We start from the raw sequence: 26,109 nt of genomic DNA, 5'->3' as shown, positions 1-26,109 counted from the left end.
ATAGCAGGACGAACAGGAGGGAAGGGCATGAGGGCAAAAAGGAGCTTCAAGGATTCGCTGCGCAGACTGTTTTTGCTGCATACGCTTGTGCCGATTTCCATACTGTTTGTGCTGTTCCTGCTGTTCATGATGATTAATTCGCGGTTCGTGCTCATCAATCAGACGGCAGAAGCGGGCAAAAAAATTAAGCTGGCGATGGAGGAGGTCTACAGCTCCTACGTGAAGGAAATGAATGAAGCGGCGGCGCTGGATTCCGTTAAGGCGTTCACAAGTGTGCAGGCCCGAGGAGGTCCTGAGGTGTTCGAGCGGTTCTATGCCTTCAATAACCGGCAGCGGGTGAAGAGCATTATGTATATCATGGGCACTGACGGTGGAATTCTGGCCTCCTCTGCCAACTATGGCTCTGACTCCTCAGACCTTGCGCTCCAGGCGATCGCCAGACGGATGCATAATCAGGGCCTGACGGAACTGGCTGAGACTAACCCTATCCGCTTCTCGCATGACCGCTACACTGCTTATACGTTTGCCAAGGCCATTAGCGGCAGCGGGGGAGTGCAGGGGTATCTGATCTATCAGCTCTTCGAGCCGGATCTCCAGAAGCTGCTCTTCGTGCAGAATAACGAAATCGCCGTGGTCACCGACCCCTACCGGACCATTATTGCCACAACCAATAATCTGACCCAGGGATTAATGAACAAATATAGCCTGACCATTGATGCCAAGGGCTACGTATGGATCGATGACGCAAAATATTACAGCAAGGAAACGTACCTCCCGTCGTCGAAATGGCGGATTTACACATTAAGCGCCGCTGGAGGGAACCGGAGCGCTTACTTGTCTCTGGCTGTATTTTTTGCGATGGCGAGTGTGCTGCTCTGGATTGTTATTTGGTATTCGGCCCGCATTATCTCCACACGCCAATCGCGGGCGATTGATAAGCTGATCTACGCCGTCAGAGAGCTGCAATCCGGCAATATGGATTCTTACGTCTATATCGGAACCGGTGACGAGTTCGAGACGCTGGCGAACCAGTATAACCGGATGCTCCAGCGGCTGAATGAGCTGGTCGCCCAGAATACAGAGCTGTCCGATCTGCGCAGAGTGATTGAAGTGAAGCATCTGCAGTCGCAGTTCCATCCGCATTTCATATTCAATGTCCTGGAGACGCTCCGTTACGCCATTATCGTGGACAATCAGCTTGCCCAGGATATGGTGCTTACGCTCTCCCGCCATCTGCGCTACAGTATAGGCAATGAGCAGGATCATGTGGTGCTCGGGGATGATCTGGAATATATAGCAGGCTATATGAAGCTCCAGCAGATCCGCTTCAAGGACAGGCTCCATTACCGTGAGGAGGTCGATCAGGCGGCCCGGACGGCGCTCGTCCCCCGGCTGATGCTCCAGCCTGTGATTGAGAATACGATTAAGTACGGCTACCGCCAGTGTCAATGTGTGGCAGTTACGGTGCTGGGCTGGGTAGAGGGCCCGGATCTTATTCTTGAAGTGAAGGATGATGCCGGAGGTATGAGCAGGGAGCGGCTTGCAGAGGTGCGGGAAATCATGCATTCACAGGATAATCGTGCCCCGCATATCGGGCTGCATAATCTGCACCGGCGGCTTGTGCTGATGTACGGCGAGCGTTACGGCATAGAGCTGGACAGTACGCTGGGAGAAGGCACAGTGGTTACATTCAGATTGCCATACCGGAAGGAGGAGACCAATGTTCAAGGTGCTGCTGGTAGAGGATGAGGAGATGATCCGCAAGGGGCTGCGGTTCACCTTCGATTGGATGGGAGCCGGCTGCGTCGTGGTCGGGGAAGCCGAGAATGGAGAGGATGGACTGCGCCAGATCGCTGAGCTTCGGCCGGATATCGTCATTGTTGATGTGAATATGCCGCTGCTGGACGGAATCGGCATGATTGAGCAGAGCGTGGAGGAGGCCGATTGCAGCTATATTATCCTGTCCGGCTACGATGAGTTCAGGCTGGCCAAGGCTGCCATCCGGCTGGGGGTAACCGAGTATCTGCTGAAGCCGCTGGAGCAGGAGCAGCTGTTGGCTGCACTGGAGCGGGCTAAGGGGCAGCTCGCGATGAAGCGGCAGTACACGGCCATGCTGACATCAGGCGCGGCTAACGGCGAAGCATTACAAGCCTCTGTCGTTAAGCTCCCCGGGAAGTCGTCCCGTTACGTGTCCAGGATGATTCAGTATGTTCAGGAGCATTATGCGGAGAAAATCGGGATCAAGGATCTCGTGGAGAGCCTGGGAGTTAGCGCCACCTACCTGAACCAGAAGTTCAAAAGCGAAACCACCTATACCTTCAACGACTTCCTGAACCGTTACCGTATCCAGAAGGCGATGGATCTGCTGCGCAGCGGCGAGGACAAGGTCTATGCCATTGCCGCCGATGTCGGCTATAAGGATTACAAATATTTCATTGCCATCTTCAAAAAATACGCAGGCTGCACACCCAGCTACTATCAGGAGCGGTACGGCCTTGGACAGAGCAGCGGGGAAGCGGCAGGTGACAGTCACGCCAAACAGGCAGACTAAAGGGCTGCGGTAACCGCCGCAGCCTCTTTAGTCTGCCTATGTGTAATCTGCCATTAAGCTTAGTATTATCTAGTCTCCAGATAAGCAATGCCCAGGGCTCCCGTCACCGGATTGCAGTATGTCTCACAGGCGACATCGAACACCTCGCCGATCAGCTCCTTCGTCAGAATCTCCGCCGGCTTCCCGCTGGCGGCGACCCGGCCTTCCTTCATGACATAGAGATAATCGCAGTATTCTGCGGCCAGGGTCAGGTCATGGAGGGCGGCGAGAATGCCGATGTCCAGCTTTTTGACGATATTCAGAATCTGCAGCTGGTACTTGATGTCCAGATGGTTGGTCGGCTCATCCAGGATCATGAATTCGGGCTGCTGGGCCAGCACCCGCGCCAGAATGACACGCTGCTTCTCGCCCCCGGACAGGGAGTTATAGCTGCGGCCGGCATGGCCCTCCAGATTCACCTTGCGCAGCGCGGCAGCGATAATATCTGAATCCTCCCGGTTGTCGGTCTCCAGCATCCCCTTGTGCGGGGTCCGGCCCATCGCCACCATCTCCCGCACGGTGAAGTCAAAGCTCAGCTCGTTGAACTGGCCGACGACACCGAGCTTGCGGGCTACGGCCTTCGGGCTTGCTTTCATTACGTTCAGCTCAGAGAGGAAGACATCCCCCTGGCGCGGCTTGATGACTTTATAGATGCTCTTGAGCAGCGTCGATTTGCCGCAGCCGTTCGGGCCGATCAGGCCGACGAATTGCTTATTGTGAACCCTCAGCGAGACCTCCTGCACAATCCTCGCTTCACCGAAGGAGACACTTAATTGTTCAACGTTCAGATTCATCAGCTTTTCCCTCCAAAAGCATAGCCTTTTCTAATCAGCATGTACATGAACATCGGCGCGCCAATCAGGGCGGTAATGATCCCGATCGGCAGCTCCACATTCGGCACAATCGTCCGGGCAATCACATCCGTCCAGATCAGGAAGATCGCCCCGAACAGGATGGAGGCCGGCAGCAGCCTGCGGTGGTCCGAGCCGACCAGTCCCCGGATCAGATGGGGGATAATCAGTCCCACGAACCCGATCATGCCGCAGCTTGCGACCATCACCCCGGTAACCAGGGCAGTCAGCAGCATATAGACCTTACGGAAGACACCCAGATGAATGCCAAGGGTAACCGCAGCCTCATCCCCGAGCAGCATGGCGTTCAGGACGCGGAATTGCGTCAGGAAGAAGATGGCGGCCAGCAGAACGGTGAAGGAGATGAGCGGGAGTTTGTCCCAACTCGATGCAGCGAGGCTGCCCATCGTCCAGAAGGTAACCGTCTTGATGCCTTCGGCATTATTCGCGAAGTAGACAATGAAGTTGGCAAAAGCGGTACATAAGGCGTTAATGACCATTCCGGCCAGCACCAGCTTGACGGAGGTCATTTTGCCGCCTGCACTGGCGAGCAGCAGGACCAGCAGGGAAGCGCCGACCGCTCCGGCGAAGGCCCAGAAGGCAACGCCAGTCTGGCCGAGCAGCCCCATGGTGCCGAAGCCGATCAGAATGGAGAAGGTAGCACCCAGCGAAGCGCCGGAGGAGATACCGAGTATGTATGGATCAGCGAGCGGGTTCTGCACCGCGGCCTGCATGATCGTTCCGCACAGCGTAAGTCCGGCACCGATGAAGAGGGCCATCAGGACACGCGGGAAGCGGATTTTCCAGATAATATCCACGAAGGAGCCGGAGGTCAGCTCCTGGACATCTCCAATCTGGATGCCTGTGATGTGATGCAGCAGAATCCGGTAGGATTGGGAGACCGGAATATCTACCTGTCCGAAGGAGACCGCTGCTCCGGCTGACAGCAGGGTGACAATCAGCAGGACGCCTATAATTGCAATAAAGCCGTAACGGCTGTGAATAAGTGCTTGCTTCGGTTCGGAGGTTGCGGCTGTAGCTGTAGCTGTTTGCATAGCAATCGTAAGGCTCCTTCATTTTTAAAATATAGAATTTATATGTTGCACATGATAAATTATCCTTCTATTTCTCGCTGAAACGGTACCGTCCTTTAAAAGACGGCAAAGCGTTTCCACTTGTTTTTAAATATAAGCTACAGTGAGAATGATTGTCAATGAGAAACATTATCATTGACAGGCTGTCTGGGATTCTATATTCTACGGAGTATCCATGCAGGATCAATACTATACATACAGAAATGGGGACCAAGAAATGAAGACAAGATTCACAAGATATGTACCGCTGCTGGCGATCCTGGTGCTGGCGGTGCTGTTAGCCGCCTGTTCTTCGGGCAACGGAAATACGAAGGAGGCTGCCTCAACGGCTGCTCCGGCATCCGCTAGCCCTGCTGCGGCATCTGCCAGTCCCGCACCGGCTGCCAAGACCGTGTATCCGCTTACGATAGAGAATTATGCGAATAATGGGGAAGGCACCGAATGGAAGGCCAAGGCGCAGACCTTCGACAAGGCTCCCGAGAAGGTTGTGGCGAATACTCAGGGCGCAGCCGAGCTGCTGATCAAGCTGGGTCTCACCGACAAGATAGTTGGCGTAGCGGCCCTCTACGGCGCTGGTGATCCGGCGGTGCAGGAGGAATTCAAGAAGATTCCGGTGCTGTCTCAGGATTATGCCAGCAAAGAGCTGGTGGTGGGCGCAGGCCCGGATCTGGTGATGGGCCGCGGCGGCTTGTTCGCGGATGCGGATTGGGGCGTCGGGACGGTTGGCGGACTCAATGACCTTGGCATCAAAACCTTCGTGCAGAGCACCAGTCTGCAAGGGGCAACGCTTGACAGCCTGTACAAGGATATTGAGCAGCTGGGCCAAATCTTCGATGTGCAGGATAAGGCTGCGGCTTATATTACAGAGTTGAAGGAGCGTGCCGCGAAGCTGAAGGAGGGGGCAGCAGCAGGAGGGAAGACCTTTGCTTACGTCTCTGACGGAGGTAACGGCGCAATCGCTGTCTATAGCGGGAACGTGGATACTTTTGCGGGAGATGTTCTGGGACTCATGGGACTGACCAACAGCTACGCCGATGTGACCGGCGAGATCAGCAAGGAGCAATTGATTGCTACCAACCCTGATGTATTGCTGATTTCGGTGTATACAGGCGGTGTTGATACTGACCAGTCGATTAAGGCGTTCTATGCCGATCCGTCTCTGCAGAGTCTGAAGGCGATCCAGAACAAAGCGATCTATAAGATTGACTTCAACCAGTTCTGGGGCTACAGCTATTCCATCTTCGACGGGGCCGAGAAGCTTGCATCTGAGCTGGCAGCCGCGAAGTAAGCATAGTGTATTGTGAGAAAAACAGCCTGGGCTGTCACTCTAACGGGTGACGGTCCAGGCTGTTTTTGGCATTCTCATAAATGTTCATCACGACCTGCTGGATCGGCAGCTCCTTGACGGAAATGTCCGAGAAGCCATGCCTCCGGGAGATGCTCTCGATGAACTCGCTGATCGAGATGCAGGCCGTGTCTACTTCCAGCGTGATCTGGATGTCGGAGGGCCGCTCAACGACTGTGGTATATGCATTGTCGAAGAGGGTATCACGCACAGATTCGTTAAAGGTGAAGCTTACCCGCTTCTTCTCGCCCAGGAAGGCCTTCAGCCTGGGGAGGGAATCATCGAACACCTTCCCGCCATGGTTGATCACAATGACCCGGTGGGCCAGCTCCTCCACATCCTCCAGATCATGCGTGGTAAGAATGCAGGTCATATTCTGCTGCTTGTTCATCTGGCGGATGAATTCGCGGATTTTGAGCTTGGCGATCACATCGAGCCCGATGGTCGGCTCATCCAGGAACAGGATGTCCGGCTGGTGCAGCATCGCCATGACGAATTCGCATTTCATGCGTTCGCCAAGCGACAGCACGCGGGTAGGCTTCTCCATTACCCCGAATATATCCAGCAGCGTTGCCAGTTCCTCCAGCCGGTTGCTGAAATCGGTGGCCGAGATGCCATAGATCGCCTTGTTCATTTTGAAGCTGTCGATAGGCGGAATATCCCAGATGAGCTGGGATTTCTGGCCGAAGACCGCCCCGATCGTGCGGACGTAGCGTTTCCTGTCGCGGGCGGGGGAGTAGCCAAGAACCTCAATGCTCCCGCTGGTCGGGTAGAGCGCGCCGCAGAGCATTTTGATCGTGGTCGATTTGCCGGCTCCGTTCGGACCCAGCATCCCGCAGATCTCTCCCTCCTCAATGGCGAAGCTGATATCGTCCACCGCCTGGACAGAGACCGCTTCACGCCGGAAAAAGCTCGTGAACGTCTGCCCCATGCCCGCGCCCCGCTTATAAGTCGTATAAGTCTTCGTTAAATGGTTCACTTCAATCACGGACATCAGCCGCCAACCCCCTCGTACATTCTGATCATATGCCGGTAGATCCAGATGCCTGCCGCCAGGAAGGCCGCGCAGGGCAGAATGGCCGCGAAGTCGCTTGCCGTCACCCGGCCAAGCAGTGCGGAGGCCGGGAGGAAGCCGACCATGCCTACTGGAATGATCAGCGTAGCTGCCGCCTGAACCGCCTTCGGGAAGATCGGCAGCGGATATTTGCCGACATGCAGCACACTGTCGGCAAGCTCGGAAATGCGCGAATTGCCTACCCACTTGAAGGACATCGCCGCCATCATCAGCGATAACCCCGCAAGGACAGCTGTTCCGGCCAGGAACAAGCCGGCGAATTGCACCCAGGCCAAAGCCGGAATCGCCCCGACCTGCAGGACGGAGAAGACGAATAATGCGGCACCGCCCAGGAACAGGCCGACACTCTCAACGGAGAAGGTAGTGGCCACAATATAGAACAGCGGGTTCAGCGGCTTAAGCAGAATCACCTCGAAGCTGCCCTCCCGGACATGGGACATGGTGGTCCACAGCACGCCTCCGAACACAAGGCTTGAGAGGCCGCTCGACATGGTGAATACAGACTGGATCAGTAATACCTCGTATAGACTCCAGCCGGGAAAGCTCGTACCTGCCCGGTAGATCAGCAGCGTCACCAGCGGGAACAGAATATTGCCGACCAGGGTAATCAGGCTGCTGACGATGAAGTTCATCCGGTAAGCCGCAGCCGTCTGCACCGCGGAATACATGCACTGCTTATAAACATCGACATATCTATTCATGGTAAAAATAGTCCTTTCTGCGGGCAGCTCATGCGCCGACTGCCGTGAACTGCTTCATCGCCCGGCGGCGGACCCACTCATTGCAGCCGAACATCACCAGCACGGCGGCCGCCTGCATCCCTACCGCTTGCGGAATGGATAATTCCAGCCCGCCCAGTGAATAATGGCCGGTGAACACCATGGCCGGCATGTAAGCAATGTACTGGAAGGGCAGGAACAGCTGGGTCACCTGCAGCCAGTGCGGGAAGAAATCGAGCGGAATCAACGCCCCGGAGAAGATGCTTGACACCAGCAGGAAGGCGCTGCGGATTCCGCCTGACTGCACCAGCCAGAAGGAGGTCAGGCCAATCGTATAATTGACGTAGAAGTTCATCAGGAAGGCCAGCACTACAGACACCAGAGTCCACGGGAGACTTGCCGGCTGCATATCGATGCCGAAGATGAAGATAAAGATCAGCAGGCACGGCAGGAACTCAAATAAGAAGCCGAGCATCCGGTGCCCAAGCTTCTGGAACAAGGCGAAGGAGCGGTGGTGCACCGGACGCAGATGGAAGGTCAGGAATTTGCCGGTGCGGACCAGCATGGACAGATTCCAGTCGGCGAAATCCATAATCAGATAGCCGATCAGTGCCGTGGCCCCGAAGTAGCGGATCATCTGCTCAAGATCAAGCCCGCCCAGCGTAGTCTGACCCCCGTATACTGCGGTCCAGATGAAATATTGCACCATGAAATAGACCGGGCCGACGATCACCGATACCAGGGAGTGGGTGCGGTACGCACTCCACTCCTTGTAGGTCACCTCGGCGACCGCCCGGCAGATCTCCCAGTTCTGCTTCAAGCGGTGCATCAGCTAAGTCCTGACCAGATGATGTTGGTAACATTGAACAGGGCTTCCGCGTACCAGTTATCGTCAGTGAACGGCACGAACCAGACTGCAGCCAGCTGTTCTGCAGGGTCCATCACCATGCAGCAGGCTCCGGCGCCTTCATGGAAATAACTGCCCTCTGAGTAGAAGAAGGCCGGTCCCTGCCGCATATCAAGGCCTATCCCGTAGCTGCGGTCCTTGGTGTTGTTCCCCCAGCAGTAGTCAGGCACGCCGTAGAGGGTGCGGGTGGTAAGCTTCTCAACAGCCTTGCGGCCCAGAATGCGGGTACCGTCCAGGGTGCCCATGCCCAGCAGCATATTGGCGAAGCGGGTGAGGTCAGCCGGGGTAGAGGAGAGGCCTCCTCCTGTACTGGACACGTTCTCCCACAGCTTCTCTGCTGGAGGAGGCTCAGGCACGGTGCCATGGATGACGTCATTCCAGTGCTGTTCCTTCCGTTCACTGCGGATAATGAAGCGCTTCGCCAGCTCTGGCGTCGGCTCCCACGTCGTGTCGTTCATGCCCAGCGGCTTCAGAATCTGCTCTTCTATGTACTGTTCAGCGGTCATGCCTGTAACCTTCTTGATGATCTCACCGAGAATGCAGAAGCCGAAGGAGCAATATTGCCATTCCTCACCGACCGGTTTGTCAATTCCGCAGCTCAGTGCGGCTGTGATCCAGTCGAGCTCACCGTCCTCCGGTTTGTACTGCCCGAAGTATTCGCCAACCCGTTCCCAGTAAGATTTATGATAAGGGATCATGCTGCTGGCGCAGTCCGGGAACAGGCCGGAGGTATGGGTCAGCAGGCTGTAAATATCGATCTTGCTGAACGGCTCCACATCGAACGGCTTCAGGAACATGCCCACAGGCAGATCCAGCCGCAGTACGCCGTCCTCCACCAGCTTGGCAATGGCCACGGAGGTAACCGCTTTGGTAATGGAAGCAATCTGATGAACGGATGTCGGCAGCAGCGGGTCTGCGGGATCGTTACGGTAAGAACGGGAGCCGATCGCGCCGTGCATGAATGTTTTGCCGTATCTGGATACGCAGTACGCAGCGGCCTGAATCTTGTGGTCATCGATTAGCTGTTGAAAGTGGTTATGCAGCACATCGATTCGTGAAGCGTCGTATTGGACCTCTGCCGGTGAGCAGTCGGTCTTGCCGGGAGTGTAGAGCATACGTATATGCCTCCTCGAAGGGTAGTAGCGCCAAGAGGAAGAAGGGTCCGTGATAGCGCTCCCAACTAGTATATATTCCAGATCATGGATGGTTCAATGGTAAGATTGATTTATAACCAATTTATCCTGACCCCAAAAGAGGGGAGGAGTGCAAGAACAGAGAATTTACTAAGGAGACTGTAACTCACACAGAATGGAAGGACAAGGAAAGAACATATGAAATCGAAACCGTTAACCCAAAGTATAACCTTTATGCAAGCCCTGGCTCTTGTGGTCGGGATGATTATCGGCTCGGGGATTTTTTTGAAGCCGGGGATTGTATTGAGTGACGCAGGAACCCCATGGCTGAGCATCCTGGCCTGGCTGGCGGGAGGAGTCATTACGCTTGCTTCGGCGCTGAGTGTGGCAGAGATTGCAGCGGCCATTCCGCAGTCGGGGGGACTCTATACATATCTAACCGAGTTGTATGGCGGAGTCGTCGGTTATCTGCTGGGCTGGGTACAAGCTGTGATCTCTTATCCGGCTTCGGTGGCTGCGTTGGCAATTGCTTTTGCTACCTACTCGGGGTACTTCGTGCCGCTGAACGGCTGGCAGCAGAAGCTGGTGGCGGTGGGGATTCTGGGCTTCATCCTGCTGATGAATGTGATCGCGACGAAATTCGGCGGCATCATTCAGACGGTTGCCACGGTCGGGAAGCTGATTCCGGTGGCGGGCATAGTGGGCGTGGGGCTGTTCTCAGGTGCGGCTCCCGGCTTCAGCGGGATTACTGTATCGGCGGCGGGAGCGGGCTTCGGGGCGGCGGTGCTGGGCACCCTCTGGGCTTATGACGGCTGGATCAGCGTCACCAATATGGCGGGAGAGATCAAGGACCCGGCCAAGACGCTGCCGAAGGTCATTTCTATTGGCGTTATTTTTGTGATTGCTGTCTATGTATTGTTCAATCTTGCGGTGTTCAAGGCGCTGCCCTATGAGCAGATTGTCTCGTCTGAGACACCGGGCGCAGATGCGGCGGAGGCGCTGCTGGGGAGCGGGGGCGGAGCTTTCATTACGGCAGGCATTATCGTGTCTGTGCTGGGGGCGCTGAACGGTTACCTGATGACGGCAGCACGGGTGCCTCAGGCAATGGGGGAGCGGCGGCAGATTCCCTGCGCCAAGGTGCTCAGCAGCATTCATCCGAAGTTCCAGACACCGGCTAATGCGCTTATTTTTCAAAGTGTGCTGGCGGTGATCTATATCTTCTCGGGAACCTTCAATACGCTGACCGATCTGCTCGTGTTCGTGCTGTGGATCTTCTTCACGATGGGCGTGTTCGGTGTATTCATTCTGCGTGTCACCACACCGCCCGGCGCCGGCCGCTACCGTGTACCGCTCTATCCGTTCACTCCGATCCTTGGCGTCGCCGGAGGGCTGTACATTCTGATCAGCACGATCATCAGTGACCCGCTGCGCTCGCTTATAGGGATTGGCATCACTCTGGCCGGGCTGCCGGTGTATGTGATTATGACGCGGAAGAACCGGGTGTAGGCGGCAGTTAACAGGCATGTGCGGAGAGAATTTATAAAAATAGTTGACAACGCCTGTCTCAAGACGTATATTATTAAAGTATCTTTTGAGCGGGCGTGTTCAGCTTAGAGATTCTCGTCTAGTAGATTGCATTACATAGACACCATCTGGACTCTTAGCTCAGTTGGTAGAGCAGTTGACTCTTAATCAATTGGTCCAGGGTTCGAGTCCCTGAGAGTCCATCCCAAAGAAACGGCAGAGATGCCGTTTTTTTGCTGTCTGGAGAAGTGTATGCAAAAAAGCAAACACAATGGGTTGTGCGGTGCGTGCGTGGCGCGAATGTAATCGGAAAACCGATTACATTGGGTCGTGTGAGGGCGCGTGGAGCGAATGTAATCGGAAAACCGATTACATTAGGTCGTGTGAGGGCGCGTGGCGCGAATGTAATCGGAAAACCGATTACAATGGGTCGTGTGAGGACGCGTGGCGCGAATGTAATCGGAAAACCGATTACATTAGATTGTGTGGTGGGTGCGTGGGCCGAATGTATGCGAAAAAGCGAACACAATGTGCTCGCCTGATTGTCCGCCTGCAATTTCCGCCAAAAACGTTACACCCTACAGATGCTCCGCAAGCTGTACCTCGAAGCCGTCCGGGTCGAGGATATAGCAGAAGCGTATGCCGGGGTTCGGAGCGATGGGACCGCGGGCGACCGGGATTCCCTCCTTGGCCAGCTCATCTATTGCCTCATCCAGCGAACCGACTCCGTAACCAATGGACACTCCGCATTCCGGCTTCAGCGCCGGGTCACTTCCCTGAATCAGCTCAAGCTTCGGCTGTCCCTCTTCGCCCAGCATGACAATCTGCTTCCCTCTGCTCTCGAACCTGCGCTCCACCGGAAGTCCCAGTATCCGGTGATAGAAATCAAGGGAGGCCTCCAGATCGCGCACCCTGAGTGTCATCCAATTCATCTTAAGCTTCATGCAACTTCATCCTTTGCTGTATAATTCAATTGCGTAGATGAGTACGCGTTCTCTACAGCTTAACATACCAGATCAGGAGGAACACACTATGAACATAACAACAATAGAAGCCGGCGGTACAAAAATAGCGGTCTTGCGCGGAAGCGAAGCCATCGTGAACAATGTCCAGAGCGCGCTCGACCTGCTGATGTCGGTCCGATATGAAACGGATTGCGACCGCATAGTGATACATAAGGCACTGCTGAGCGAGGAATTCTTCGACCTCAAGACACGGCTGGCCGGCGAGATACTGCAGAAGTTCATTAATTATCAAGTGAAGGCGGCGATAGTCGGGGACTTCAGCGGCTATACCAGCCGCAGTCTGCGTGATTTCATCTATGAATGCAATCACGGAACGGATTTCTTCTTCGTGGCAGATGAGCAAGAGGCAGCTCAGAAGCTGAGCCGGGTATAACCGGAGCGTCATGCCGGCGGCAGTGGAACCCGAAAGCCGAGATATGATAAGCTCATGAAATCAGGGCAGTCCTGAACCAAGGAGGGAAAAGAATGAGCAGCTTAATGACAGGCGGGGTCTATTCCGGGTTTCAAGTCGTACATCAGGAGTATATCCGTGAGATCGAATCCAACGTATATACGATGGAGCATCAGCAGAGCGGCGCACGGCTGCTCTACGTTCAGAATCAGGATGACAACAAGGTATTCAGCGTCACCTTCCGCACTCCGCCGGAGGACAGCACAGGTGTGTTTCATATTCTGGAGCACTCGGTCCTCTGCGGGTCGGAGAAATTTCCGGTGAAGGAGCCGTTCGTGGAGCTGCTGAAGGGCTCGATGAAGACCTTCCTGAACGCATTCACGTTCAGCGACAAAACGATGTATCCAGTAGCCAGCCGCAATCACCAGGACTATGCCAACCTCATGGAGGTCTACCTGGACAGCGTGTTTCAGCCGAATATTTACGGCCAGCCGGAGATTTTTGAGCAGGAGGGGTGGCATTACGAGCTGGCGAAGCCGGAGGATGAGCTGATCTATAAGGGCGTCGTCTACAATGAGATGAAAGGCTCGTATTCCTCGCCGGTGACGGTCCTGATTGACCGGATCAAAAAGTCGCTTTTCCCGGATACCATCTACCATCATTCCTCCGGCGGAGACCCGCAGGATATCCCTGCCTTGACCTATGAGCAGTTTCTGGATGCGCACCGTAACTATTACCACCCGTCCAACAGTTATTTCTATCTCTATGGAGACGTGGATATTGAAGACCGGCTGAAGTACATCGATGAGGAGTACCTTAGCCGCTATACCCGCAAGACTGTGGATACGTCAATTGCCTTGCAACAGCCCACCGGGATCACGGAGCTTGCAGCGGAATATCCGATTCTGGCGGCGGAGAGCACCGCAGACAAGACATATGTGAGCCTGAATTATGTCCTGGGAACCTCCCTCGACCGGGAGCTGAATCTGGCCTTCGCCATTCTCAAAAACATGCTGATGGACAGCAACGCCGCCCCGCTGAAGCAAGCGCTTCTGGAGAGCGGGCTTGGCAAGGATGTAGTTGCCTTCTATTCGGACAGTATGGCTCAGCCTATGCTGGGGATAGCGCTGACGCATTCCAACCCGGAGGCCAAGGAGGATTTCGTGAAGCTGGTCAGAGCCACGTTAAGCCGCCTGGCTGAGGAAGGCCTGGATCAGAAGCTGGTGCTGGCCGCGGTGAACAGCAAGGAATTCGAGCTGCGGGAAGCCGACTTCGCCCAATATCCGAAGGGCCTGACCTATAGCATGGAAGTAATGAAGTCCTGGCTGTATGACGGTTCGCCGTCCACTTATCTGGAATATGAGGCTGCACTTGCGTCTATCCGCGAACAGAGTACAGACGGTTACTTCGAGCGCCTGATTGAGACCTATCTGCTGAACAGCAGCCACTCTAGTGTCGTGGTTCTGAAGCCCTCGCAGACTCTGGCGGGTGAGCGGGAAGCGGCGCTGCGCAGCCGTCTGGCTGCCTATCAGGCCTCACTGACTCCGCCGGAGCTGGATCAGCTTGTCATCCGCACACAGAAGCTGCTGGAGCGTCAGAATACGCCGGATGCTGCCACAGAGCTTGCGAAGCTTCCAAAGCTGACGCTGCACGACATTGACCGCAGTGTTCCGGACAGAGTGCCTACATATGAGCATACGCTGGATGGAATCAAGGTGCTGCATCATGAGGTGGCTGCGAATACCATCGGCTACATCAAGCTGTACTGGGATACAGGCGTTCTCGCAGCTGATCAGATTCCTTATCTGGAGGTACTGGCGAGGGTGCTTGGACAAGTGGAGACGGAGGCCTACAGCATTGAGGATCTGACCAGCGAGATCGGAATGACTACCGGGGGCATCCGGTTTCAGAATGAGGTGTTCGGAGCCGGAAAGGCGGCAGAGCAAGGCTATCAGGCCAAGTTCAGCGCACGCATCAAAGTCATGCAGGGTAATATCGGCGCTTCCCTGAAGCTGCTTCATGAAATGCTCTACCACAGCCGGCTGGACCATCTGTCCAAGCTGCAGGAGATTGTCCGCCGGGAGGCCTCGGCCATGGAAGCGGCGCTGATCCAGAAGGGCAATGAGATTGCAGCCAGCCGTGCGCTCTCCTACTTCTCGGACAGAGGAATGTATGAGGAACAGCTGGGCGGCGTGGCCTATTATCAGTTCATTAAGGAGCTGGCCCGCAGCATGGACCGGCAGGCCGATGACCTTGCGGAGACGCTTAAGGACATCAGTGAGGTGTTGTTCAATACGCAGAATGTGACGCTCTCGGTAACCGGGACCCCGGATACCTTTGCCGAATTTGCTGCGCATTTTACGGAGCTGGATCTGAAGAACCGGCAGACCCGGCGGATGCCGCTCTTGACTGCACGCGGCCGGGCAGATAACGAGGGCTTCATGTCGGCGAGCCAAGTGCAATACGTGGTCAAAGGCTATGACTATAAGAAGCTGGGCTTCACGTATTCCGGCAAGCTCCAGGTGCTCAAAAAAATCCTCAGCCTGACCTACCTGTGGAATGCAGTCCGGGTGAAGGGCGGTGCTTATGGCGCGAATCTGCAGCTGCGGCGGGACGGCGTTCTCCTGTTCACCTCCTACCGCGATCCTAATCTGCAGGAGACGCTGGAGATATATGACCGGGCGTACCAGTTTGCTGCGGATTATGCAGCGGGCGAAGAGGAGATGGAGGGAGCGATCATCGGCACCTTGGCGATGCTGGACCAGCCGCTGAGTCCCGGAGCACAGGGGCGGCAGGCGGACCGATACTATTTTGAACAGCTCAGTACAGAAGACCTTCAGCGCGAGCGTGATGAGATCCTGTCGGCTACGGCTGCAGATATCCGCAGCTATGCCGGTCTGATGCAGGCTGTAGCTGCGCAGAATTATATCTGTGTGGTCGGTAATGAAGCCAAGCTGAAGTCGGCCTCCGGCCTGTTCGGCAGCCTGGAGGAGCTAGTGAAGTAACATATTCATGAATGAATGACATCTGGGAGGAACTATTAGTGGAACTTGGAATAAGCACCTTTGTCGAGACAACGCCTGATGTGAAGACCGGAGTAACTCTGAGCCATGCGGAGCGGTTGCGTGAGGTCGTGGAGGAGATCCGGCTTGCGGATCAGGTGGGGCTGGATGTATACGGCGTAGGTGAGCATCACCGGCCTGATTTTGCCGCTTCGTCACCTGCAGTACTGATGGCTGCTGCTGCGCCGCTGACGGAGAGAATCCGCCTGAGCAGTGCGGTCATGATCCTCTCCTCAGCCGATCCGGTGCGTGTATTTCAGGATTTCGCCACCCTGGACGGCCTCTCGAACGGCCGGGCTGAGATTATGGTCGGACGCGGCTCGTTCACCGAGTCCTTTCCGCTGTTCGGCTATGATCTGAAGGACTACGAGGAGCTGTTTGACGAGAAGCTTGAGCTGCTCTTGAAGCTCCGCGAGTCGGAGCGGGTAACCTGGAGCGGGAAGCACCGTCCGGCCATTAAGAATCTGGGCATCTACCCGCGTCCTGAGCAGAACCCGCTGCCGGTGTGGATTGCAAGTGCGGGAAGCCCGGAATCGGCCGTCCGTGCCGGTACGCTGGGGCTGCCCTTTGCCCTGGCGATTATCGGCAATGTGAACCCTTCCGATTATGCCAGGCATGTGAAGCTGTATAAGGAAGCTGCGGCCAAAGCCGGACATGATGTGTCTAAGCTCCCGATTGCCTCACACTCTCACGGCTTTGTGGCGAAGACCCGGCAGCAGGCGGTCGAGCAATTCTTCCCGTCCACCCATGCACGAACGAATGTCCGGGCGGTGGAGAAGGGGCTGCCTTCCTATGAGCGTGCGGATTATGATGCAGCGTGCAGCTTTGATGGGGCTTTGTATGTAGGGGACCCGGAAACCGTTGCCCGCAAAATCATCCATCTGTACGAGCACGTAGGGATTACCCGGTTCCTGCTGCATGTCCCGCACGGCTCCATGCCTCATGCCGAGGTGATGGAGGCCATCCGTCTCTTCGGGACGGAGGTTGCGCCGATGGTGCGGGAGGAAGCCGCCAGATTGGCAAGCGTGTAGCTATAGACTGCTGCTGCATACAGGAAGACCCCAGGCTGGTGGCCCGGGGTCTTTCTTGTTTTATCTATTCAGGTGATGGAAGCTTCATAGATAGCTTCAATGGAGGCAGAGAGAGTCTTGTGAAATTCCTCGTCACTCTGCTGATCGGTGAGCCCTTGGGACAATGCGCGGGAGAAGCTGGCAATCACGCCATGCTGGCGGGCGAGCTTCTCGTTCGCTTCAGCCTGGGTATACCCTCCAGACAGGGCTACGATCCGCACCACATGGGGATCGGCGGTGAGGTCGCGGTAGAAATCATCCTCAGTCGGGAGAGACAGCTTGAGCATTACCTTAACGTCCTCGTCCAGCTCAGACAGGTGACTGGCCAGCTCACGCTTCAGGATCTGCTCGGACGCCTGCTTATCCGGGCTGAGGATGTCTACCTCGGGTTCAACAATCGGAACCAGCCCGAATGCAGCGATCTGCCGGGCCAGCTCGAACTGCTGCTGCACCACAAGATGAATGCCTTCCGGGTTGGCTTCATGAATGACCGAACGCATTTTGGTGCCGAAGATATGCTTGTCCACTGCCCGCCCCAGCAAGTCATCGAGGCCGGGAATAGGCTTCATCAGCTGTACGCCATGCTGAGGCTCGGCCAGTCCCTGATCGATTTTGAGAAAAGGCACGACCCCTTTACGCTTCCACAGGTAATCGGCAGTGAATTGCCCGTCAATGGACCGGTCCATCGTGTTCTCGAACAGAATCGCACCGAGAATATACTGTGACTGGAAGGCGGGGCTCTGGATAATGCGGGTTCTCATGGCGTGGACCAGCTTGTACATCTCTTCATCGCCGGTATAACGGTCTTCCTTGATGCCGTATTGCCGCAGGGCCTTGGGGGTGCTTCCGCCGCTCTGATCCAAGGCAGCTATGAAGCCTCTGCCGGTATGCATTCTGTCCAGTTGTTCGGTATTCATCGTTCTGTATCATTCCCTTCTGTGAAATGAATGGATGGTGACTCTATCTGCTTAGTATAGCACTTCACCGGCAGGACATACACCGCGAACGGGAGCGCTTTCCATTTGAGCCTGAGAGATATGGTATGTTACCATGTTCAATAGGATGGTATGATAGAAGGCGGGGTGAATCTAATTATGACGAATGAAACAAAGAATGAACCAACTGGTGGAACCACAGGCGGCGAAGCAGAAGCTGCCGGGCAGACCATGACCGAAGAGAATTGGAACGAGCTGCTGAAGGCTGTTTTTCATAACGGCATTGTAGCGCTGAAGATGAGCTTCAGTGATGTCGAGGGCCAGGTGCTGAATCTGGAGGCTTACGGGCCGGTATTCATATACCGGGTGAAGGATCAGGAGAATTCGGATTACTATTGCGGCTTCTTCCTGCGTGAGCTGGCGAACCGGTTCCAGTCCGGCAACAGTCCGGAGATCTGGATGGCCTCCTTCTTCCACGAGCTGATGAAGATCAAGGGCGGCAACTCCATGCCACGGCCGCTCACCAGCGAAGAGGAAGCGAAGGCTGCTGTGGATAATGTGCTGGTTCCTATGTGCATTGCCGCGGTAACCGAGGAGTTCGCACCGGAGCAGGTCCATGCCGGACTCGCCTGGAATGAAGAGCACGGTCCGGTCTTCGAGGCAGGCTTCCCTGCCATCACGGACGGGAACAATGTCTGCGCGATCCCGCTTCACCTGCTGCTGATGCATCTGCAGCTTAACCGTGATCCGTCCGAGCTGCTGCTGCAGGGCTTGTACAAGATCCGGGAAGAGAACGGAATGGAGTAAGAGAAGGCTACCGGAACAGATGGAATAGAGTAGAGGGCCGCTTTGCTGTGGAAGCGGTCTTTTACTGTGTTCGCTGATTTGTCAAAAATCCGGTTCTGTGCGGGAATAAAAACGATATATATGGGGTGTAGTGGATGAAGGCGTTACCATGTCCAATTCCGAAACCGGTTGGGTTAGGTTTCAACGGCGCGAACGTACCGCGTGTGTTGAAGGAACGCCGGCCATTCACGAAAAACAAAGAGGAGGACAATGATGCTGAGAAGAGGAAGGGCTCTAAGTTTGTTCCTGCTGTTCACGTTATTAATCGCTCTGGTGCCTGCGGGGAGTGCAAGTGCAGCCAACTGGAATCTGGTCTGGAGCGACGAGTTCGACGGTTCCTCACTCAATACCGGGAACTGGACAGCCGAGATCGGCACAGGCACCGGGGGCTGGGGCAACAATGAATTGCAATACTATACCAACCGTTCACAGAATCTGAAGGTGACCGGCGGCAATCTGGTCATCACTGCACAGAAGGAATCCTATGAAGGCATGAACTATACCTCGGCGCGGATCAAGACGCAGGGGCTGAAGAATTTCACATACGGCAAAATCGAAGCCAGAATCAAGCTGCCGTCCGGCCAGGGGTTATGGCCTGCGTTCTGGATGCTCGGCTCCAATATTAATACCGCCTATTGGCCGGCCTGCGGTGAGATCGACATTATGGAGCGGGTGAACAATAACGCTGCCGTTAACGGCACGGTGCACTGGGATGCAGGAGGCCATGCCGAATTCGGCCGGGTGTCCGGAAATCTGGACTTCTCCCAATACCATGTATACAGCGTGGAATGGGATTCCAAGTACATCCGTTGGTTCGTGGACGGCAACCAGTTCAATGAATTCTATATTGAGAACGGGACCGGTAACACGGAAGAGTTCCAGAAACCGTTCTTCCTGCTCTTGAACCTTGCCGTAGGCGGCAATTGGCCGGGTGCTCCGAACGGGTCAACCAGCTTCCCGGCCCAGATGCTCGTGGATTATGTGCGGGTGTACCAGGAAGGCGCTCCGTCAAGCGGCATTGTCAGCGGCGGGGTATACACCTTGATGAACAAGGCGAGCGGCAAAGTGCTGGATGTGAAGGATGTCTCCACAGCAGACGGAGCGAAGGTCCATCAGTGGACCAACCTGACCGCTGCCAACCAGCAGTTCAAGGTGGAGAGTACCGGGGACGGCTACTATAAGCTCACAGCTATGCACAGCGGCAAAATACTGGATGTGCCGAATGCCTCCACCGCCAGCGGTGTCCAGCTTCAGCAGGCCAATGACAATGGCAGCAACGCCCAGCGGTGGAAAATCATCGACGTCGGCGGCGGGTATTACAAAGTGATCTCCAAGGCCAGCGGGCTGGCGATGGATGTGTCGAATTCTTCCACGGCAGACGGAGCGGTCGTGCAGCAATGGACGGACAACGGAACGGATGCGCAGAAGTGGCAGTTTATCAAGCTTAATTAGGGAGCGGAAGCTCCAAAGGCTAAACTAAGCAAGAAGCCCCGCAAGCCTGTCGGCTGGGCGGGGCTTCTTGCTCTATTCTATTTTTTCGTGAACAGCTCGATACTGTGCGTCTCCATAATAGGATTCCAAATGCGCCAGACGGATTGGGTAAGCGGCTGCGGGTAATCTGCAGCTTGACTGCCAAAAGATAAACTCATCTCGACAATTCCTGTACCATCTCTAGAGACCGTGGTTCCGCCGAATTCAATTAGTGGCGTTTCCCGATTGGTTCTATCATGCACCTTGCCGCTGGCATCGGTAAATGTGTCGTCCAGTCCTACGCCGATGGACTCTGCCTGTACCGCCCCTTGCGAATCGGTATAATAAAACATGCCAGTCACTTTGCGCCGGAGCAAAATCTCTTCTGCTGTTGCATGATGTTCTTGTTTGGAGGTGACAATTTCAAAACCGTATGTCGGTGCTTCAATCACTTCCTGCTTGTTCAGATCGACCACAAATTTCATACGGTCTGGCTCCAGAGCCGAGATGCCGGCAATCTTCAGCGCCATGGAGTCCGGCTGGTTAAGCCCTGTATACCTGAACACCAGTGTTGCCTGCGAGTGGTCTTTGTACACCTCGGAATTATCGGCCGTGATTTTACCCGGATAAACCAATTTCTCGGATTGACTCCCGGTCGTTGCGATCAGAACAGGGTTCAGCAGGCTGAAAATCTGTTTGGTGTTCGCCTTGTCATACTCCAGATCGACATAAGTATGGAACGGAGTATACTGTACTTGGCGTACTTTGATCTTCTGACCGTCCACTGTAAGCGTGCGATTCACAGGGAGTGTGCGTACCTGGTCTTTGAATTCGTCCGGGTCAAGCTGAAACGATACCTCCAGGCTGGTCCGATACTTGTTGCTGCTGGAGGTGAGTGCCTGGTCGGATGCTTCCGAGAGAATTAGAGTGAACTTCACCTCCTTGGAATCAGTGATGGCAGCCGGATAGTTAGTGTAATAAATAAATTTCTTATCTTCGCCGGGCTGAATTCTGGATTCGCCACTGTATACTAACTCCAGAGCTGCGCCCCGATGCGGATCTGGAACCTCATAATCACCGAATTGAATTTTTGAATGCCCATAATCGACTACTCTATCGGTACCGTTGTGTACATTGAATAGGATATACACTTTACGGCCATCTGTGACGGCACCATCCACATCCATGCGATATCCTTTGTTTGATGCGCTTTGACGCACCGGCTTTACCAGATTTCGTTCCAGGATGCCGCCAACCAGCCGGTTCGTTAATGGCTGCTTGCGATAGTCCGCAAAATCATTCCAGCTTGTGGTACTGGTCGTCTGCACGGAACCGCCGAGGACCGAATCGTCTGTACCTCCGGCCGGCAAGCCGATGGATGAGACAAGCACAAATATGGCTGCGGCAGCGGCTAATACGGCGCCGGCCCCATAGGAATAGAAACGCCGTTTGCTGCGTTTGTTCCCTTGCGCCATTCCACTGCGCATGGCATTATAAATTTTCATTTCCTGAATCTCCTTTGCATGAAGCTGGACCTCCTGGGCGTCCTGTTTCAGGACACGCTCTTCTTTTTCTAACATTTCCTTCACCTCCTGTTTACTCACAGATATTTCCGCAACTGCATGAGTCCTTGACGCATCCAGGTTTTGATCGTGCCTTCCGGTTTATTAAGTACCTTGGCAATTTCGCCAGTCGTCATATCCTGGTAATATTTGAGCATCACGGTATGGCGGTATTTCGGCTTTAGCCGGCTCATCGCCCGCTCCAGATCAAGACGATCGCTGCTCCTCATCTCCTGGGTCTCCTCTGCCACCTTCTCTGTCAGCACAACACGTTTTTTACGCCTTAGCTCATCCATGCAGCAGTTGATGGTAATCCGGAGCAGCCACGGTGTGAAGGCCTGCTCGTTCTTAAGCTGCTTGCGCTTCATCCAGGCCCGGCATGAGGCTTCTTGCACCGCTTCCAGGGCATCTGCTTCTGAGCGCAGATAGCTGTACGCGAGCGCATACAGTTTACGGTGCTCACTTGCCAGCCGCTCATAGAACACCTCTTCATCCATCAGCGCCAGATCTGCTGTATTGGCTTTCTTCATTGTCTTCCCCCCATTCACCATCCCCTCTTCCTTCTGTGTTGGTCTATGGAAGAAGTCGTCCTCGAAATATGTTTTCATAAGTAAGACGGAGCAGACCGCAAAAACGATTGATTTTTATTAAAACATATATAAGATAGGCCAGCCAGTACCAGGGAATAGCCAAGCGGCATAAATGTACTACAATAAATATCCAGATTTGTGGTACTGTTAATTGTAAGCGCTACGATTGTGGCGGAGAATGGGAGGCGGCCGATATGAAAGGTTCTCGAAGCTCCAGGCTGTATCTGTTTCTGATCATACTGTGTATTGTGCTCGGAGGTTGTTCGCGGAATTCAGGTGAAGAGCCTGAAGGGGTGGCTGACAAGGCTGAGACGGCACCGCTGCAAAGCTCAGGCGTTCAGAAGCTGGTTTTTCACAGTGAGGCCCTGGACCGGGATATGCGGCTCAGTGTCTATCTTCCTGCAGGGTACAATGCCTCTCAGCGTTATCCGGTGCTCTATTTCATCCATGGCTATGGCAGCCTGGAGACGGATATTTTTGACGGACTGAACCTTCAACAGAATGCAGAACGATTGATTGAGGCCGGTCAGATCGAGCCGCTCATTATCGTCGCTCCCCAGATGGACAACAGCTACGGGCTGAATACTGCAGCTAATCCGGGTGACCCCACATCGCCCGGCGGTGAACGGTATGAGGATTATTTGGTCAAGGATGTGGTGGAGTATACAGATACGCATTTCAATACTCTGGCTGAGCGCGGCTCCCGCTATATTGGCGGCATATCGATGGGCGGGTTCATCAGCCTGCATTCGGCGTTCTTACATAGCGATGTCTACAGCAGGGTGGGCGGGCATAGCCCGGCATTATTCCTGGACGACTGGTCGGCAGCAGGCGGGGCGAACGGGCTAGTCCAGTTCCTGTATCCGACGGAAGCGCTGAGGCAGGAGCGTGATCCGCTTCTTTTGGCGCAGAAGAGGGATTTGAAGAATCTGAGCGTGTATCTGGATTGCGGTTCTGGGGACAGCTACCGGTTCTTCGAAGGTGCAGAACAGCTATACACCTTGCTTAAGAGCAAAGGCGTGCCGGTGGAATATCACTTCAGAGCCGGCCAGCATGACGGAGACTATTGGATGAGCCATATGGACGAATATTTAAAGTTCTACGCCGAGAGGATGGAGGGATCATGACGCTTACGCATTACAAATTGAATTTTGAAAAGCTGTGTGCTACATATAAGTTGGGCCGACTTAACTACGCCTATGAACGAACCCAAGGGAGATGAAGCCTAAGTGGAAAAGAATAAAGTAACCTATGAATCGGTTGACCAGTATATTGCGGACTTTGCACCTGAGGTTCAGGAGCTGCTGCAGAGCTTGCGGAAGGTCATTTCGGATGCCGCGCCGGAGGCAATGGAGAAGATCAGCTACCAGATGCCGACCTGGTTCCTGCATAAGAATCTGGTGCATTTTGCCGCCTACAAGACACACATCGGGTTCTACCCGGCGCCCAGTGGAATCGAAGCCTTCAAGGAGGAACTGGCGCAGTATAAAGGGGCTAAAGGGTCGGTACAATTCTCCATCCAGGAGCCGCTCCCCTATGATCTCATTACCAGAATCGTCAAATTCAGAGTGGAGGAGAATCAGCAGCAGGCCGCAGAGAAGGGGAAGAAGAAGTAGCAAGTCAGTAGAAGTAATGAAAAGATTAATTTCATTGCAGGAGGTCCGAGATGAGAAACGAAGAATGTTGTCCTGAATGTGGAGGAACAAAATGGGGAGAGGCCAAGTCGCACGGCGAAGCTAGGGTGTATCCTATGAAAAAGATGCTAACCTTAGGATCAGATGTTACTCATGTAATTTGTATAACATGTGGATTTATTTTAAAAAGTTTTGTTAAAGAGCCGCATAAATTTGAGGATAAATAGTGCTTACATCAAATCCAATTCAAAATAAAGAGCTGTCCCAAGTAGCCGCTTCATGGCTGTGGGACAGCCCCTAATCTTAGTTAGTCTGGAGCAAAACCAGCATCAATTCCAGTCCCAGTCCCTACAGCGCCTTATCGTCGATGCTGTTCAGCCAGCCTTCAATCTCACCGATGACGGAGCCGATGCAGCCATCCTCGAACGGGGAGGTTAATCCGGCAAGCTTCACCAGCTCCGTGAAGGAGCGGCTGCCTCCGGCCTGGCAGAGCTTCAGGTAATCCGGCCAGGCCGAGGTGAAGTCCTCGTTCGAGCGTTTCCAGAACTGGAAGGCGCAGAGCTGGGCCAGGGTATAGTCGATATAGTAGAACGGGGAACGGAAAATATGGGCCTGCTTGTGCCAGAAGCCGCCTTGCTCCAGATAAGCGTTGCCGTCATAATCACGGTGCGGCAGGTATTTCCGTTCAATGTCCCGCCAAGCCTGTTTGCGTTCCTGTGGCGTAGCTTGGGGATGCTCGTATACAAAATGCTGGAATTCATCGACAGATACGCCGTATGGAATGAACTCCAGACTGTCCGCCAGGTGGTTGAAACGGTACTTGTCCGCCTCCTCCTTGAAGAACAGCTCCATCCATGGCCAAGCGAAGAATTCCATACTCATCGAATGAATCTCAGCGGCTTCGGAGGTTGGGAACGTATATTCAGGAACCTCCATCTTCCGGCTGGAATACGCTTGGAATGCGTGCCCGACCTCATGGGTCAGCACATCGATATCCCCGGCGGTACCATTGAAGTTGGAGAAAATAAACGGAGTGCGGTAGTCGCTGAAGAAGGTGCAGTAGCCGCCGAATTCCTTGCCTTTTTTGCTGACCAGATCCATCAGCCCGTTCTCCTGCATGAAGCTGAAGAATTCACCGGTCTCCGGGGACATCTCCTGGTACATCTTCGCACCATTCGCCACGATCCAGTCGGGGTCTCCCTTAGGGGTAGCGTTGCCGGAATTGAACTTAATCCCCTCATCGTAAAATTTCAGTCCGTCCAGCTGCAGGCGTTCGCGCTGGCGCTGCTTCAGCTTCCCCGCAACCGGCACGATATGCTCCAGCACCTGCTTGCGGAAGTTCGCTACCATCTCAGCATTGTAATCGGTCCTTCCCATCCGGTCATACCCGAGCTCGACGAAGCTCTTGTATCCCAGCTTGGCAGCGATTCCTGCCCGGACCTTCACCAGCTCGTCATAGATCCGGTCGAATTCGGGTTCATGCTCTGCCATGAAGGCATTACGGGCCTCGAATACGCCTTTGCGAACTTCACGATCCGTGGAAGAATCGAACGGAATCAGCTGTGCCAGCGTGCGTTCTTCGCCCTGGAACATGATTTTGGCGGACGCGATCAATTGGGAGTACTCAGAGGACAGCTTATTCTCCAGCTGCAGATCCTCAATCACTTCAGGACTGAAGATGCGCAGGGAGATTTCAGCCAGGCTTAACAGCTGTGTTCCCCATTCCTGCTCAAGCTCGGCTCTGTACTTGGAGTTGACGAGGGCTCTGTAATAATCAGTGATATATTCCTGGATCACCGGGCCGGTCTCGTCCATATAATCCTGCTCTGCCTTGTAGAATGCATCCTCCGTATCGATGGAGTGGCGGACACTCACGAGGGTCTCCATCGTATCGAAGCGGCTGCGCAGCTTATTGATTGCTGCTACGGCAGCCTTTTGCTCCTCCAGATTGCCTGTCTCCAGGTCCTTGATCAGCGTGGTGAACTCCTGCTTGAATTGCTCCACATCTGGACGTTCGTACACATATTCTGAGAATTTCATTGGCTGCATCGCATCCTTTCTTTACCATATAGATTCTATTATATAGTCGGCGTCCGCAAAAAACTAATCTTCAGGCAGTAAAGTTTGATTATAGCTGAACTCGGGTGCAGGGGCGCTCGAAGGATCTGTGGTTGAACAGATATGGGAATTATCCTAGAATAGAGGTAATCTGCACCAATTACTGAATCCCGGGAGGTGAAGATCTATGTTTGAGATGAGTCAGTACGAGCACAGCACACTCCATGC

The 26,109-nt window shown here is 54.4% G+C and carries 23 protein-coding genes and 1 tRNA gene; 13 read left to right on the top strand and 11 right to left on the bottom strand.

The window, feature by feature from the left end; all coding sequences use genetic code 11:
* The first annotated feature begins 27 nt into the window (after window positions 1-27).
* Both K1558_RS25270 and K1558_RS25265 read left to right on the top strand, forming a co-directional pair.
* Window positions 28-1,749: a sensor histidine kinase gene (locus tag K1558_RS25270; protein WP_238654727.1), complete on the top strand. Its 1,722-nt coding sequence runs from the start codon at window positions 28-30 to the stop codon at window positions 1,747-1,749.
* The gene (locus K1558_RS25265; RefSeq protein ID WP_238654726.1) at window positions 1,721-2,551 is read left to right on the top strand and encodes a response regulator transcription factor; all 831 of its coding nucleotides are present in this window, start codon (window positions 1,721-1,723) and stop codon (window positions 2,549-2,551) included. Before K1558_RS25270 ends, K1558_RS25265 begins: the two co-directional genes overlap by 29 nt.
* Before the next feature lie 65 nt (window positions 2,552-2,616).
* On the opposite strand, the gene K1558_RS25260 is transcribed toward K1558_RS25265, so the two are convergent.
* Window positions 2,617-3,384, bottom strand: a complete 768-nt coding sequence (locus K1558_RS25260) for an ABC transporter ATP-binding protein (RefSeq protein ID WP_238654725.1) — start codon at window positions 3,382-3,384, stop codon at window positions 2,617-2,619.
* Window positions 3,384-4,496, bottom strand: coding sequence for a FecCD family ABC transporter permease (locus K1558_RS25255; RefSeq protein WP_238654724.1), 1,113 nt, complete (start codon window positions 4,494-4,496; stop codon window positions 3,384-3,386). Before K1558_RS25255 ends, K1558_RS25260 begins: the two co-directional genes overlap by 1 nt.
* A 256-nt stretch (window positions 4,497-4,752) precedes the next feature.
* Between K1558_RS25255 and K1558_RS25250 the strand changes: the two genes are divergently transcribed.
* Window positions 4,753-5,823, top strand: a complete 1,071-nt coding sequence (locus K1558_RS25250; protein WP_238654723.1) for an ABC transporter substrate-binding protein — start codon at window positions 4,753-4,755, stop codon at window positions 5,821-5,823.
* A gap of 34 nt (window positions 5,824-5,857) precedes the next feature.
* Here the strand turns inward: K1558_RS25250 and K1558_RS25245 are convergent, their stop codons facing one another.
* Genes K1558_RS25245 through K1558_RS25230 form a run of 4 tightly spaced genes read right to left on the bottom strand, consistent with a single transcriptional unit; the run spans window position 5,858 to window position 9,696 of the window.
* On the bottom strand, window positions 5,858-6,874 hold the full coding sequence (locus tag K1558_RS25245; protein WP_238654722.1) for an ABC transporter ATP-binding protein: 1,017 nt from the start codon (window positions 6,872-6,874) through the stop codon (window positions 5,858-5,860).
* Complete coding sequence (locus K1558_RS25240; protein ID WP_238654721.1) at window positions 6,874-7,656, bottom strand: ABC transporter permease; 783 nt, start codon at window positions 7,654-7,656, stop codon at window positions 6,874-6,876. The genes K1558_RS25245 and K1558_RS25240 overlap by 1 nt, the downstream gene beginning before the upstream one ends.
* 28 nt (window positions 7,657-7,684) lie before the next feature.
* Window positions 7,685-8,494 (bottom strand): ABC transporter permease, encoded by an 810-nt coding sequence (locus K1558_RS25235; RefSeq protein ID WP_420800469.1) that lies wholly within the window; start codon window positions 8,492-8,494, stop codon window positions 7,685-7,687.
* A gap of 8 nt (window positions 8,495-8,502) precedes the next feature.
* Complete coding sequence (locus K1558_RS25230; RefSeq protein WP_238654719.1) at window positions 8,503-9,696, bottom strand: serine hydrolase domain-containing protein; 1,194 nt, start codon at window positions 9,694-9,696, stop codon at window positions 8,503-8,505.
* A gap of 216 nt (window positions 9,697-9,912) precedes the next feature.
* Between K1558_RS25230 and K1558_RS25225 the strand changes: the two genes are divergently transcribed.
* Both K1558_RS25225 and K1558_RS25220 read left to right on the top strand, forming a co-directional pair.
* Window positions 9,913-11,220, top strand: a complete 1,308-nt coding sequence (locus tag K1558_RS25225) for an APC family permease (RefSeq protein WP_238654718.1) — start codon at window positions 9,913-9,915, stop codon at window positions 11,218-11,220.
* A 148-nt stretch (window positions 11,221-11,368) separates the two neighbouring features.
* Window positions 11,369-11,441 (top strand) — tRNA-Lys (locus K1558_RS25220).
* Between the two features lie 375 nt (window positions 11,442-11,816).
* Here the strand turns inward: K1558_RS25220 and K1558_RS25215 are convergent.
* The gene (locus K1558_RS25215; protein ID WP_238654717.1) at window positions 11,817-12,182 is read right to left on the bottom strand and encodes a VOC family protein; all 366 of its coding nucleotides are present in this window, start codon (window positions 12,180-12,182) and stop codon (window positions 11,817-11,819) included.
* Between the two features lie 88 nt (window positions 12,183-12,270).
* Between K1558_RS25215 and K1558_RS25210 the strand changes: the two genes are divergently transcribed.
* The 3 genes from K1558_RS25210 to K1558_RS25200 all read left to right on the top strand — a co-directional run bounded on the left by K1558_RS25210 (window position 12,271) and on the right by K1558_RS25200 (window position 16,747).
* Entirely contained in the window at window positions 12,271-12,636 is a 366-nt protein-coding gene (locus tag K1558_RS25210; protein WP_238654716.1) for a DUF4180 domain-containing protein, read from the top strand.
* 92 nt (window positions 12,637-12,728) lie between these two features.
* Window positions 12,729-15,659, top strand: a complete 2,931-nt coding sequence (locus K1558_RS25205) for an insulinase family protein (protein WP_238654715.1) — start codon at window positions 12,729-12,731, stop codon at window positions 15,657-15,659.
* Window positions 15,660-15,697: 38 nt separating this feature from the next.
* Window positions 15,698-16,747, top strand: coding sequence for an LLM class flavin-dependent oxidoreductase (locus tag K1558_RS25200; protein ID WP_238654714.1), 1,050 nt, complete (start codon window positions 15,698-15,700; stop codon window positions 16,745-16,747).
* A 68-nt stretch (window positions 16,748-16,815) separates the two neighbouring features.
* On the opposite strand, the gene K1558_RS25195 is transcribed toward K1558_RS25200, so the two are convergent.
* Window positions 16,816-17,703, bottom strand: a complete 888-nt coding sequence (locus tag K1558_RS25195) for a fructose bisphosphate aldolase (protein WP_238654713.1) — start codon at window positions 17,701-17,703, stop codon at window positions 16,816-16,818.
* Between the two features lie 177 nt (window positions 17,704-17,880).
* Between K1558_RS25195 and K1558_RS25190 the strand changes: the two genes are divergently transcribed.
* Window positions 17,881-18,528, top strand: a complete 648-nt coding sequence (locus K1558_RS25190) for a hypothetical protein (RefSeq protein ID WP_238654712.1) — start codon at window positions 17,881-17,883, stop codon at window positions 18,526-18,528.
* Between the two features lie 249 nt (window positions 18,529-18,777).
* Window positions 18,778-20,019: an RICIN domain-containing protein gene (locus tag K1558_RS25185; protein WP_420800468.1), complete on the top strand. Its 1,242-nt coding sequence runs from the start codon at window positions 18,778-18,780 to the stop codon at window positions 20,017-20,019.
* Between the two features lie 77 nt (window positions 20,020-20,096).
* Here the strand turns inward: K1558_RS25185 and K1558_RS25180 are convergent, their stop codons facing one another.
* On the bottom strand, window positions 20,097-21,617 hold the full coding sequence (locus K1558_RS25180; protein ID WP_238654711.1) for a DUF4179 domain-containing protein: 1,521 nt from the start codon (window positions 21,615-21,617) through the stop codon (window positions 20,097-20,099).
* A 20-nt stretch (window positions 21,618-21,637) separates the two neighbouring features.
* Window positions 21,638-22,129, bottom strand: a complete 492-nt coding sequence (locus tag K1558_RS25175) for a sigma-70 family RNA polymerase sigma factor (protein ID WP_238654710.1) — start codon at window positions 22,127-22,129, stop codon at window positions 21,638-21,640.
* A gap of 254 nt (window positions 22,130-22,383) precedes the next feature.
* Between K1558_RS25175 and K1558_RS25170 the strand changes: the two genes are divergently transcribed.
* The 3 genes from K1558_RS25170 (at window position 22,384) to K1558_RS25160 (ending at window position 24,050) form a co-directional block, all read left to right on the top strand.
* Complete coding sequence (locus K1558_RS25170) at window positions 22,384-23,316, top strand: alpha/beta hydrolase (protein WP_238654709.1); 933 nt, start codon at window positions 22,384-22,386, stop codon at window positions 23,314-23,316.
* A 102-nt stretch (window positions 23,317-23,418) separates the two neighbouring features.
* Complete coding sequence (locus tag K1558_RS25165; RefSeq protein ID WP_238654708.1) at window positions 23,419-23,805, top strand: iron chaperone; 387 nt, start codon at window positions 23,419-23,421, stop codon at window positions 23,803-23,805.
* Window positions 23,806-23,855: 50 nt separating this feature from the next.
* Window positions 23,856-24,050, top strand: coding sequence for a transcription initiation factor TFIIIB (locus K1558_RS25160; RefSeq protein WP_238654707.1), 195 nt, complete (start codon window positions 23,856-23,858; stop codon window positions 24,048-24,050).
* Between the two features lie 121 nt (window positions 24,051-24,171).
* Here the strand turns inward: K1558_RS25160 and K1558_RS25155 are convergent, their stop codons facing one another.
* Window positions 24,172-25,863 (bottom strand): M3 family oligoendopeptidase, encoded by a 1,692-nt coding sequence (locus tag K1558_RS25155; RefSeq protein WP_238654706.1) that lies wholly within the window; start codon window positions 25,861-25,863, stop codon window positions 24,172-24,174.
* Between the last annotated feature and the right edge of the window lie 246 nt (window positions 25,864-26,109).

Source organism: Paenibacillus piscarius (assembly GCF_022234545.1).
Taxonomy (GTDB): Bacteria; Bacillota; Bacilli; order Paenibacillales; family Paenibacillaceae; genus Paenibacillus_AQ; species Paenibacillus_AQ piscarius.
Note: the sequence above shows the minus strand (reverse complement) of the source record. Positions and strands in the feature narration are given on the sequence as shown.